We start from the raw sequence: 12048 nt of genomic DNA, 5'->3' as shown, positions 1-12048 counted from the left end.
GCCCGCTACGTCGTCACCGACGTCAACCGGGACGGCACCCTGACCGGTCCCAACCTCCAGCTGCTGCGCGCCCGGGGGCGAAGCGCGTCCGGGCCTCAGACGGGCGGCGGCGGTGGCGCCGTCGGTGGCGCCGTGGAGGGACGGCGGTCGGCCGGGCGGGCCGGCGGGATGACCGGGGCGCGGAAGTCGCGCGGGCCGGTCCACAGCGCCGGGACGGCGTCGCTGCGGCGGGCCAGTTCGTACGCCAGCGCCTCGTAGTTGACCCGCCAGCCGTGGAAGTGCGCCCAGGCCTCCTCGATCGGGCGTTCGCGCGGGAACCCGGCCGCGGTGATCATCGCGACGGCGCCCAGGTACTCGGCGTACGTCAGCCGGATCGGGACGTCCGGGTCCGGATCCGTGTCGAAGTCGATCCGCAGCGAGCGGGCGATGTCGCGCAGCGCGGTGAAGCCGGCCCGGAGCACCAACCGGGCCTCGGGCGGGGCCGAGCGCGGGCAGAGCGCCAGGTGCAGGGCGGCGGCGTCCATCACGGCGATCAGGCCGACCACCCAGCTGCGGTTGGGTTGCGGGGAGCGGAAGGAGAGCAGCACCGGGTAGTTGGAGTGGCTCTCACCGATGTCGGCGGCCAGCCGCTCCCAGTCCCGGTAGAGCTGGGGGAGCGCGGTCTCGGTGTCCACGAGGGACTGGCGGGCCAGTAGCTCGGGCCCCCAGGCGGGTTCGCCGGCCCGGGACTGCAGCAGCGTCACCTCGGTCTCGCGGCGCTGGTAGGCGGCGTAGAGGGTCGGCAGGTAGGAGATCTGGAGGGCGATCACCAGCGGGCCGCTGGCGGCGGCCATGAAGTCGATCGCGGAGAGGTGCAGCCGCTCGCCGCTGGCGAAGCCGAGGGTGAACAGACTGGATCCGGCCTCGCGCACGGACACCGACCAGCTCAGCTCGGAGGTGCCGTGCAGCAGCAGGGTGTAGGCGGTCAGCATGCAGCTGAGCCACACCCCGAGCATGCCCAGCAGCACCAGCGGCGCCAGCCAGGTGAGCGCCCGGTCCTGCGCGTGGTAGCCGCGGCCCGGCCCGGCGAGCAGCCGCAGCAGCCCGCGCAGCACCCGCCAGAGCCGCATCACCAGTGCCGAGTAGAGCCCGCGCGGAACGACCAGCGTGCGCAGGATGCTGCCGACGACCAGCAGGAGCAGCATCGCGCCGAGCGCGGTCTGGATCATCCTCATGGCGTCATTCTGGCGGTACGGCGGGGCGGCCGCGGACCGGTTCCGGCGCGGGTCGGCGGTCCCTGGGCCGTCCGCGGGTCGCCCGCCGGTCGTCCGTGGGCCCGTCCGCCGGTCCGGGCACCGTCGCCCGTCGCATCGAGTATGACGATGATCACATCGCGACGAGGCATACGTACTGATGTTCCCACCGCGTCTATGTGTACGGAGGACCATGCCCACGAGCGAATCGGAGACCGGACTGTGCGTGCTCAGCGAGACGACGCGGCCGACGAGGAGAAGCCCGGGCGGCGACGGTGGCGCTTCCCACCGCGCCGGAAGCCGTCACGGGAGAGGCGCCCGCTCCGGGAGCGGCGCCCGTCCCCGCGCCGCGCCCTGCGGATCGACTACCCGCGCCGCGGACGGCGCGGGGTCCGCCGCTGGCTCCCCTCCTGGCGGCAACTGCTGCTGGTGGCCGGGACGGGAACGGCGGCGCTGACGGGCTGGATGGTCTGGTTCTACCAGACCACCGCCGTCCCGGAGGACCTGAACTCCTTCGCCACCCAGCAGAACAACGTCTACTACTGGGCGGACGGCACCGAGATGGCGCGGATCGGTCCGACCAACCGGCAGGAGGTGCCGCTCAGCCAGGTGCCGGAGCCGGTGCAGTGGGCGGTGCTGGCCGCCGAGAACGAGACCTTCTACACCGACCCGGGCATCTCCGTGACCGGCATCGGCCGCGCCGTCGTCCAGATGGTCACCGGCGGTGACACCCAGGGCGGTTCCACCATCACCCAGCAGTACGTCAAGAACATCTACCTGAACCAGCGCCAGGACATGTCCCGCAAACTCAGCGAGATCGCCATCGCCGTCAAGCTGGACGACCGGATGAGCAAGCAGGACATCCTGGCCGGCTACCTGAACACCAGCTGGTTCGGGCGCGGCAGTTACGGCATCGAGCGCGCCGCGGCCGCCTACTACGGCAAGGACGTCTCCCAGCTCGACCCGAGCGAAGGGGCCTTCCTGGCCGCCCTGTTGAAGGGCGCCTCGCAGTACGACCCGGCGGTGAGCCCGGCGAACCGGGAGCGCGCCGAGGAACGCTGGTCCTGGATCCTGGACCGGATGGTGGAGGTCGGCAGGCTGTCCGCCGCCGAGCGCGCCCGGTACACGGTGTTCCCCGAACCCAGGCCGCAGCCGAAGTCGGCGGGGCTGAGCGGCCAGACCGGGTACCTGGTCGACATGGCCCGGGCGTACGTGGAGAGCCACACCGACATCACCCCGGCCCAGTTCGACCTCGGCGGCCACCAGATCCACACCACCTTCGAGAAGCCGAGGGTCGACGCCCTGGCCGCCGCCGTCCGGGAGGGCACCGCCGGGATCGACCCGGACAACCGGGAGTCCGACAAACTCCTGAAGGTCGGTGCCGCCTCGGTGGCCCCGGACGGCCGGGTGGTCGCGCTCTACGGCGGCCCCGACTACCTGAAGCAGGGCTTCAACAACGCCAACACCACGACGGTGCCCATCGGTTCGGCCTTCACTCCGGTCGTGTACGCCGCCGGGCTCGGCGAGGGAGTGCAGCGCAAACGGGGCGGCGACCGCACCCCGGTCACGCCCGCCACCACCTACAACGGCGACGACGGGGTGAACGTGATGACCCCGGAAGGGCCGTACTGGGGACGGGACGGGAAGATCGTCAAGACCGCCAACGACGGCAAGCGGAACTGGGGCACCGTCACCCTGCGGAACGCGGTCGAGCAGTCCGTCAACGGGCCGCTGATGCAACTCGGCATGGACGTCGGCCTGGACAGGGTGCAGAAGACCGCCACCGACCTCGGCCTGCTCCCCAACAGCCTCGGCGAACTCGTCCCGGCCCTCGGCGTCGGCAACTCCACCCCCAGCGCCCTGCGCACCGCCGACGCGTACGCCACCTTCGCGGCCGGCGGCACCCACACCGACCCGTACTCGGTGCTGCGGATCTCCCGCAACGGCGTCCAGCTCCCGCTGCGCCTGCCGACCCCCGTCCAGGCACTGACGCCGTCGGTCGCGGGCGACGTGGACGCGGCGCTCAAGGGCTCCGTCCGCGACGGAGCCGCCAAGCCGGCGGCGGAGGCCGGCCCGAACCTGGCCGCCAAACCCGGCACCACCACGGACCGCACGGCCGGGTGGTTCGTCGGCTACAACGGGCAGCTGTCGACGGCGGTCACCGTGTTCCGCGCGGACCTGAAGGACATGAAGCTCCTCTCCCTCGAAGGCCTCGGCGGCGCCACCCCGGACACCTCCGACGCCACCGTGCCGGCCCGCATCTGGACCGCCTACATGAAGACGACGCCCCCCGGCCGGTAGGCCGGTCCGCCGCGGGGCCCGAGGAGGTGACGGGCCCCGCGGCCGACGCGGCCCCGTGTCGGTCGCCACGACGCGGGGCCGCCCGTGCCGTGCGCGGAAACCGGTGGCCGCCCCGGCCGAGGACGGCCGCTCCGGGGTTCCGGATCGGAGGGGTTCGTACCCACCCTCTATGATCCCGCCCGGGGGGAAGGTCGCTGACCTGGTACGACACCGCTGTGTCCGCTCTCCCCGCGGCGACGCACGCCCGCGCCGCCGACTCGACGACCGGGAGACGAAGACTCGGTGATACTCACTCAACGCCTGGGCCGCCGGCTGCTGGCCGGCGCCTCGGCGCTCGCGCTGGCGCTGCTGCCCGCGGGCCTCGCAGCCACCCCGGCGGCTGCCGCTCCGGCTGCCGTACCGGCCGGCGCCTCAGCCGGTGACGGGTCCGGGCCGACGCCGGTGGACCTCGACACCACGCGCGCCTTCTCGGACACCTTCCAGCTGGACCCGTCCCAGGACACCGACCCGCTGTACGGGCTGAACGTCGGGCTCGACGCCCGGCAGTCGCCGCCGGCTGGGCAGCACGGGATCTCGTACACCCGGGTCTCCGGCCGCTGGGACACCTCCGTCGCGCCCGACCAGTGGTTCGTCCAGACCAGCCACCCGAAGTACCCCAACAAGCTGCTCTTCGCCAAGGGCGTCTCCGCGGTCATGCTCGGCGCGCCGGCCGTCGCGGACGGCACCGGCCACTACACCGTCTCGACGGTGATCGACCCGGTCGTCGGTGACACCGGCGGCAACGACTGGGCCTCGATCGTGCTGAGCCGCAGCCACCGCAGCTGGGGCTACGTGACCGGCGGCGACGTCGACCTCGGCCTGACCGTCACCTCGGGCGGCAAGCTCGCCCTCTTCCACGGTGGCGGCGGCGAGACCCCCTTCTGGATCGGCACGGTGGCGCCCACGGCGCAGTACGCCGTCTCGCTGACCGTCTCCACCGGCGCCGACCGCGCCCTCACCCTGACCGTGAACGGCACCCCGTTCACCGTCTCCGCGCCGGCCGGGGTGACCAGCTGGCCGTCCAGCGAGTTCCTCTACCTCGGCGCCTACCTCTCCGACCCGGACCGCGTCACCACCTTCGGCGACGGCGCCGGCCACGGCCTGAACGTCAGCAAGGTCGACACCAGCGCCACCCGCAGCGCCAAGCCGCTCGTCGACACCTTCGACGGGGCGCCCAACGCCACCGCCGACTTCGGCCTCAACCAGGACCTCAGCGCCCGCCAGCCGAGCCTGATCTCCGCCGACTACACCGCCGTCTCGGGCGTCAAGGGCCTGGCCCTCAACCCGCCGGCGGGCTCGGTGCAGGTCAACAGCCCGGCCCACCCGAACGTGCTCTCGTTCCCCAAGGGCACCTCGGCCGTGCGCCTGAACAAGCCGGCCACCTCGGACGTCCCGACCGGCGCCTACACGGTGCACGCCGTCCTGACGCCGGTGGTCGGCAGCACCACCGGCCAGGACTGGGCCTCCCTCGCCGTCAGCAACGCCTCGGGCGGCACGGGCGCCGTGGACGCCGAGGACGTCGCCCTCGGTCTGCGCGTCCAGGCCGACGGCGGGCTGACGCTCTTCCAGGGCGGCACGCCGACCGCGCTGAGCGCCGTCCCCGCGGCGGGCTCCTACGAGGTGTCGGTCGCGCTGGCGACCGGCGACAAGCAGCAGGCGACCGTGAAGGTCAACGGCGCGACGGTCTTCTCCGGCCACACCGCCGCCCGGCTGCCCCGCGACGGCTACGTCTCGCTCGGCGCCCACCACTCGGCGGCCGGCCAGGTCACCACGGTGGACGACCTGCGGGTCTCCATGCTGGGCGGGCTCGGCTACTACGGGTTCTTCGACATCCGGGACCCGAACTGGCCGAACAACAGCGTCAACCACGCGCCGGAGGTGGCGCAGTGGACCAACTTCAACAACTACCTGCGCGACCAGGACACCCGGCTGGACTTCCTGGACCAGTGCCTGCCGGCCTCCTGCGTGATCGACCTCAACCAGGAGACGGTGATCCCGCGCTCGCCGGGTGACTGGCAGGTCAACCCGAACCCGAACGCCGCGCAGAACCTGCTCAACCTGGTGCAGCGCATCGGCTCGAACATCGACAAGATCGGCGCCGTCGACATGACGGACGAGGCCTACTCGCACGGTCTGACCCCCGCACAGGTCCAGACGCAGGCCGAGCAGATCCGGGCCGCGTTCCCGGACAAGACGCTGATCATGAGCCTCGACCGCTGGAACGCCGAGCAGACCGCGCCGATCCCGTCCACGGTCGACATCGTCGGCTTCGACTACTACTGCGTGGGCCGCGGCGAGATCCAGTGGCGGCTGGCGAACCTGAAGACCTTCCTCTCCTCGCCGGACCAGCACCTGATGCTCTTCCCGGAGTCCACCAACGAGCAGGGCGTCGCCGACGGCTGCTACTCCGGCAAGACCGACGCCGACGTCGCGGCGTTCAACGCCGAGTACCGGGCGATCGCCGCGCAGGACCCGCGCGTCGTCTACCTGCAGAACTTCCGCTGGCTCGGCCCGGACCAGCCGAACAAGGTGCCGCTGACCGTCGCGGCGCAGCAGCGGATCGGCCGGGCCGTGGTCAACGCCACGCCCACGCCGGCGCCCGCCTCGGCGGGCGTGTACCGGCCGTCGGACGGCAGCTTCGGCGAGGCCGCCCACAACGGCTGGTACACCGGCCAGACCGTGTTCGGCGGCGGCAACGTCGTCCCGCTGACGGGCCACTGGAACGGGCCGGGCACCGACACCATCGGCGTCTACCACCCCGACACCGCGACCTTCCAGCTGTCGAACGACAACGCCACCGTGGCCTCCACCTTCTTCTTCGGGGCCTCCGGTGACATCCCGCTGGTCGGCGACTGGAGCGGCCAGGGGCGGACCACGGTCGGCGTCTACCGTCCGAGCGACCAGACCTTCTACCTGTCCGACGACAACTCCACCGTCAAGTACCGGATCAAGCTGGGCAACCCGGACTGGAAGCCGCTGGTCGGCGACTGGGACGGCAACGGCACCACCACCGTCGCCGTCTACGACCCGCAGACCCAGGTCTTCTACCTGAACGACTCCAACCAGACGGAGAACGTGCGGCCGGGCATCAGGTTCGGCAACCCCGGCGACCTCCCGATCAAGGGCGACTGGGACGGCACCGGCAAGGAGACCATCGGCGTCTACCGGCCCGGTGACCAGACCTTCTACGCGGCCGCCGAGAACTCCAACCTGGTGATCTACAGCAAGAAGTTCGGCAACCCGGGCGACGTCCCGCTCGTGGGCAACTGGGGCTGACGCCCCGCCTGCCCGTTCGTCCGTCCGACAGGGCGCCCTCCCGACCGCCTCACGAAGCGGCCGGGAGGGCGTCCTCGCCGAACACCCCGACCGGGCCCGGGGCAGGCGGCTGCCGGGCCCCGTGACCGGGCCCCCGTCCGGTCACTTGACGAGGCGGGACCAGTCGGCCGGTTGGGCGGGGTCGAGCTGGCGGAGCTGGTCGAGCACCTTCGGGTCCTGGACGTCGAGCCAGTCGGCGACCTGGCGGAAGGAGACGCAGCGGACGCCGTCGCGCTTGCAGACGTTCTTCATCACGTCCTCGATGGCCTGCATGTAGATGCCGCCGTTCCAGCTCTCGAAGTGGTTGCCGATGAAGAGCGGGGCGCGGCTGCCGTTGTAGACGCGTTCGAAGCCGGCGAGGTAGCTCTCGCGGGTCTCCTTCTCCCAGGTGTCGTACTTCTTGGGGTCGCCGTTGGTGGTGTTGCCGGACTGGTTGGCCAGGAAGTTGAAGTCCATCGAGAGGCTCTGGGTCGACTTGCCGGAGTAGGGCAGCATCTGCAGCGGGAAGTTCCAGATGCCCTCCTTCTTGACGGGCCAGACCTGGAACTCGCCCGGGGAGCTGGCGTCGTAGCGGAAGCCCGCCGCCTTCTCGGCCGGGAGCAGGTTCTTCTGGCCCTCCAGGCAGGGGGCGCGGCCGCCGACCAGTTCCTTGGTGTAGTCGAAGGGGAGCGGCGGGAGGTCCTTGAAGCCGGTGTTGGTCTTCCAGTTGGTGACGAAGGAGACGGCCTGGTCGAGCTCGCTCTTCCACTCCTCGGTGCTCCACTCGCCGCCGCCCTTGGCGTTGCAGAAGTGCCCGTTGAAGTGGGTTCCGATCTCGTTGCCGTCCAGCCAGGCGAGGCGCAGCTGTTCCAGGGTGTCCTTGATGTGGGGGTCGGTGGCGTAGTCGATGGAGGCGTCGCCGGGCTTGTGCTGCGGCGGCTTGTAGAGCGTGCTCTTGGACTTGGGGAGGGTGTAGAGGCCGGAGAGGAAGAACGTCATCTGGGCGTTGTTCTCCGCGCCGAGCTTGCGGAAGCGGGAGAACATGCGATCGTCGCCCTCCAGCGCCCCGTCCCAGGAGAAGACGACGAACTGCGGCGGCTTCTCGCCGGGCTTGAGCTTCTCGGGGGCGGGCTGCTTGGGCTGGGGGCCGGTGTAGGAGGTGGAGCCGTCGCCGAGCACCTTGACCTGGCCGTCCCAGGCGGGGGTGGGAGTGGGCGTGGGGGTGGGCGGTGGCGGGGCCGGGGTGTCGGTCGTGGCGCCCGGGGCCGGGGTGGACGGGGTGGTGCCGGTGGCGGTCGTGGGTCTGCTCTGCGTGCCGGAGCATCCCGTCGCCAGGGCGGAGGCCCCGAGGACCCCCATCGCCAACAGGATGGCCGAGCTGCGAGCAGTCCGCACCGGACCCCCATTCCTCTGATCTTCGATCAGGTGGTGTTCAGAAGATGATCGATGGATGTGATCATCAGAACACTTTTGATCGACCTCTGTCGAGGCGGGGCCGGCGCGGCTGCGGCGGGGGAGGGAGTGAGGGGCAACTCCCTTGCGTCAGACGGTGGATGGCGTGATGCGGAGGCTCCGGTGGAAGGCCTCGGCAGCGGCGAGGGTGTAGGGCGTCCTGGCGCTTATGGTCGGAAGGCTCTCCCACTTGACAGTCTCCGCCATGGGACTGAAGCGGCAATGGAAGTGTGATTATGCGTGAGACGGTGCTTGACCCATCGGCATCACCGCTGGAGGCGTTCGGTGCCCAGCTTCGCAAGGCCCGCAAGGCCGCTGGCCTGACTCAGGCCGAGCTGGGCAGGCTCACATCGTTGAGCGACAGCCAGATCTCCAACCTCGAACGAGTACGCGCAGTCCCACACTCGACTGGGTGGTGGTGGCTGACAGGGTTCTGGACACCGGTGGGACTCTGGAGCTGACCTACTGGAGCCTCAATGGCGGCGGATCGCTCCTGGAAGGCTTCCCGGAATTCGCCGCGCAGGAGGCGAAGGCCGTCGAGATGCGGCAGTTCGAGTTGGGTGTCGTCCCCGGGCTCTTCCAGACCCGGGCCTACGCGGAGGCATTGGCGGCAGCGGATGTACGGCGAGGGGCCATCACGGAGGAGGAGGCCGACACTCGGGTGTCCTATCTCTTCACCCGCCAGCAGCGCCTCGACAGCAAGGATGTGCGGCTCATTCATGCTGTGATGGACGAGAGTTGCATTCGGAGGCTGGTGGGCGGTGCGGTCGTCATGCGGGAGCAACTCGACCGGCTGGTGGATTTGTTCGAACGCCCGAAGACCATCATCCAGGTGGCGCCGTTCTCCATGGGTGAGCGAAGGTCCTTGGCTCTGCCGGTCGTGCTGCTGACCATGCCTGATCGCAGCATGCTGGGGTACGCGGAGTCGCAGGCGCGCGGATTCCTCACCCGGGAGACCGAGACGGTCATGGCGTGGTCCAGGGACTACGATCGGCTTCAGGTAGGCGCCAGCTCGGATGTGGTGTCTCTTGAAATGATCCGCGCAGCTCGGAAGGACCTTCGATCATGAGTGGCACCGACCATGCGGCTTCGACCGGCACTTCCTGGGTGAAGTCCAGCTACAGCCAGAACGGCGGCAACTGCGTCGAGGTGGCTCCTGGCTTCCCCGGCGTGATGCCCGTCCGGGACTCCAAGGACCCCGAGGGGCCGGCGCTCCTCTTCTCCTCCGAGGCGTGGCGATCCTTCGTCGCCGCCACTGCCGCCGGTGAGTTCGGCGACGTCTGAACGAGTCGGCTGCCGCCCGCTCAGACGTGGCAGCGCACGTTGACCAACAGCGTGTCCCCGGGCAGCTCGATGAGGTAGGCCAGAAGGTCCAGCGGCTCGCCGGAGACGTCCGGCTCGTGGGCGCACGAGCCGCGACCGTCACAGGCGCCGTGCAGCGGCCCCTCGCCTTCGCCGTCGCACCACCAGCCGTCGAGCGTGAGCACGTTGCGCGGTGGCAGCAGGCTGAACGCATAGGTCCTGACGTATTCCTCGCGGCTGCTTCGGCCGATGCCGACCGGATCCCAGCCGAACGTGAACTGGTCGCCGAGGTCGGGTCGTTCGAGGCCGGGTGCGACCTCGGCCCAGGCGTGAACGGCCGGTTGCCGCCGGTACTCGACGGCCTCCTGCGAGTCCGGATAGGACGCCCGGGTTCCACCGGCGGCGAGGTGGCGTCGGTGGAACCCGGACTCGTCGTGCGCGACCGGGTGACCGGCGGCCACCTCCTGCCAGCGGTCCCAGACCAGGCCCGCGTGCTCGGCGGCCTCCCCGCGCTGCCGCTCGCGGAAGTCGATCAGCTCGCACGGTCCGCCCGCGCACAGGCCGGGTTGCGCGTCGTCCGGCGCCCCGTCCTCGAAAGGCCGGCCGGCGACCAGACGTGGATCGTCCCCGTGGCCGGCCAGGACGGGCAGACCCGCCCCGGCGGTGATCCGGTAGGTGTCCCACACGTCCCGTTCCACCGCGCCCGCGCCGTCGGACGCGAACGGCTTCATCGCCTCCGCGACCGTCTCGTCCACCCCAGTCGCGTCCGTGCCGGGCAGGCACACGATGATCCTCATTCCGGCCATCCCGGAATGCTAGACGAGTGGCATCGTGAGAGCGGCCGCACTCCGCCCAGCGTCGAGTCGGTGATCCACGCCGCGTCGGCCCACGGGTCGGCCGCCCGGGCCAGGTCGCGGACGGCGTGCTGGAGCAACGGCCGGGCGGCACACAGGTGCTTGTCGTGGCCGGTGCGCTCGGGCAGGCCCGGGGCCGCGTCCCGCAGGTGGGCGCGGGCGAATCGGTACCGCCCGTCCTAGCGGATCTCCGAGCCCGGGTTGGCCGCGTCCCACCGCTGGCGGGAGTCGACGATGGCGTCGTGGTGGTCGTACGACCAGTCCGTCATCGCCCGGACCAGGTGGGTCAGGCTGTGGCCGAGCGGCGTCAGCTCGTACTCCACCTGGGGCGGGACGGTGGGGTGGACGGTCCGTGAGACCAGGCCGTCCCGCTCCAGGCGGCGCACGGTCAGTGTGAGCATCCGCTGGGAGATGCCCGGCAGCGCGCGCTGCAGCTCGCGGAACCGCCGTACGCCCTGGGCGAGTTCGACGACGGTCAGGACGGACCACTTGTCGCCGAGGCGGTCCAGCAGGTCGCGGATCCCGCAGTCCACGCCGTCCTCGCACCAGACGGCCGGGCGGGGGGTGGTTACCGCGGTGTGCCCTGCTGACATGAAAGTGCCTCCTTACGCCGGAAGCCCAGGCTACCGAGGATGGTCGCGTCGCCGAACGGCCGATCACCCACCGCTCACCCCTGGAGGAACCCCATGCTGCTCGTCACCGGTGTCAACGGAGGCCTGGGCGCGCTCGTCCTGGAGCGGCTGGCCGGACGGGAGGGCGTCGTGGCCGGCTCGCGCACGCCGGACCGCCTCCCGTCCGGAACGCCGTCCGGAACGCCCGCCCGGACGGTGGACTTCGACCGGCCGCAGACGCTGGCGGAGGCCTTCGCCGGCGTGCGCACCGTGCTGCTGATCTCAGCCGGTGCCGCCGAGGACGACGTGGTGATCGCCCGGCACGGCGCCGCGATCGAGGCGGCGGAGCGGGCCGGCGTCGAGCACGTGATCTACACCAGTCTCTCGGGTGACGGTGACCACCTGCCCTACGCCCTCGCCCACCGCTGGACCGAGCGCCGGCTGCGCGAGTCCGCCACCCTGCGCTGGACGGTGCTGCGCAACGGCCTGTACGCCGAGTTCCTCGGGGCGATCGCCGCGCCCGGCCCGGACGGGGTGATCAGCGCCCCGCTCGGCGACGGGAAGCTCGCCGCGGTGGCCCGGGCGGACCTCGCCGAGGCGGCGGTGAACGTCGCCCTGGCGCCGGGCGCCCACGCGGGCCGGACCTACGAGCTGGTGGGGGAGCGGGCATTGGGCGGGGCGGAGGTGGCCGAGGCCCTCGGCGCCGAGTACCGGCCGGGCCGCCTGGCCGACGCCCGGACGGCGGCGGCGGCCTCGGACGCGCTGGACTTCCAGGTGCCGATGGTGGTCGGCACCTACTCGGCCGTCGCCCACGGCTTCCTGGCCGGCCCGGGCGGGCCGGGCGACCTCGCCGCCCTGCTCGGCCGCGCGCCCCGCCCGGCCCTGGAGGTCATCGCCGCGGGGCGCTGAGCGCCGAACGGGCCGGCGCCGTCCATCGCTTGTCTACCGGTGCTCCGTACGGTC

General features: G+C 71.5%; 10 protein-coding genes. 6 read left to right on the top strand and 4 right to left on the bottom strand.

Annotated features, from left to right (window positions below; genetic code table 11):
• Positions 1–95: 95 nt before the first annotated feature.
• Positions 96–1214, bottom strand: coding sequence for a hypothetical protein (locus tag ABZ449_RS34720; protein WP_360354072.1), 1119 nt, complete (start codon positions 1212–1214; stop codon positions 96–98).
• 240 nt (positions 1215–1454) lie between these two features.
• Between ABZ449_RS34720 and ABZ449_RS34715 the strand changes: the two genes are divergently transcribed.
• Positions 1455–3533, top strand: coding sequence for a transglycosylase domain-containing protein (locus ABZ449_RS34715; RefSeq protein ID WP_360354070.1), 2079 nt, complete (start codon positions 1455–1457; stop codon positions 3531–3533).
• Between the two features lie 282 nt (positions 3534–3815).
• Complete coding sequence (locus ABZ449_RS34710) at positions 3816–6848, top strand: hypothetical protein (protein ID WP_360354068.1); 3033 nt, start codon at positions 3816–3818, stop codon at positions 6846–6848.
• A 141-nt stretch (positions 6849–6989) separates the two neighbouring features.
• On the opposite strand, the gene ABZ449_RS34705 is transcribed toward ABZ449_RS34710, so the two are convergent.
• The gene (locus ABZ449_RS34705; RefSeq protein WP_360354066.1) at positions 6990–8225 is read right to left on the bottom strand and encodes a hypothetical protein; all 1236 of its coding nucleotides are present in this window, start codon (positions 8223–8225) and stop codon (positions 6990–6992) included.
• A 329-nt stretch (positions 8226–8554) separates the two neighbouring features.
• On the opposite strand from ABZ449_RS34705, the gene ABZ449_RS34700 reads away from it, so the two are divergent.
• From ABZ449_RS34700 to ABZ449_RS34690, 3 genes are read left to right on the top strand one after another with little or no spacing between them, the layout of a single operon-like run.
• Positions 8555–8779, top strand: a complete 225-nt coding sequence (locus ABZ449_RS34700; RefSeq protein WP_360354064.1) for a helix-turn-helix transcriptional regulator — start codon at positions 8555–8557, stop codon at positions 8777–8779.
• Positions 8731–9387, top strand: a complete 657-nt coding sequence (locus ABZ449_RS34695; protein WP_360354062.1) for a DUF5753 domain-containing protein — start codon at positions 8731–8733, stop codon at positions 9385–9387. The genes ABZ449_RS34700 and ABZ449_RS34695 overlap by 49 nt, the downstream gene beginning before the upstream one ends.
• The gene (locus tag ABZ449_RS34690) at positions 9384–9602 is read left to right on the top strand and encodes a DUF397 domain-containing protein (protein ID WP_360354061.1); all 219 of its coding nucleotides are present in this window, start codon (positions 9384–9386) and stop codon (positions 9600–9602) included. The genes ABZ449_RS34695 and ABZ449_RS34690 overlap by 4 nt, the downstream gene beginning before the upstream one ends.
• A 20-nt stretch (positions 9603–9622) precedes the next feature.
• Here the strand turns inward: ABZ449_RS34690 and ABZ449_RS34685 are convergent, their stop codons facing one another.
• Positions 9623–10426 (bottom strand): hypothetical protein, encoded by an 804-nt coding sequence (locus tag ABZ449_RS34685; RefSeq protein ID WP_360354059.1) that lies wholly within the window; start codon positions 10424–10426, stop codon positions 9623–9625.
• Between the two features lie 227 nt (positions 10427–10653).
• A complete protein-coding gene (locus ABZ449_RS34680) occupies positions 10654–11067 on the bottom strand; it encodes a helix-turn-helix domain-containing protein (protein ID WP_360354057.1) in 414 nt (137 codons plus the stop codon).
• A gap of 93 nt (positions 11068–11160) precedes the next feature.
• Between ABZ449_RS34680 and ABZ449_RS34675 the strand changes: the two genes are divergently transcribed.
• Positions 11161–11994 carry an NAD(P)H-binding protein gene (locus tag ABZ449_RS34675; protein ID WP_360354055.1) on the top strand — a complete coding sequence of 278 codons (834 nt, stop codon included), beginning with the start codon at positions 11161–11163 and terminating at the stop codon, positions 11992–11994.
• Positions 11995–12048: the final 54 nt, after the last annotated feature.

The sequence above is a fragment of the Kitasatospora sp. NPDC005856 genome (genome assembly GCF_040629945.1).
GTDB lineage: Bacteria > Actinomycetota > Actinomycetes > Streptomycetales > Streptomycetaceae > Kitasatospora.
Note: the sequence above shows the minus strand (reverse complement) of the source record. Positions and strands in the feature narration are given on the sequence as shown.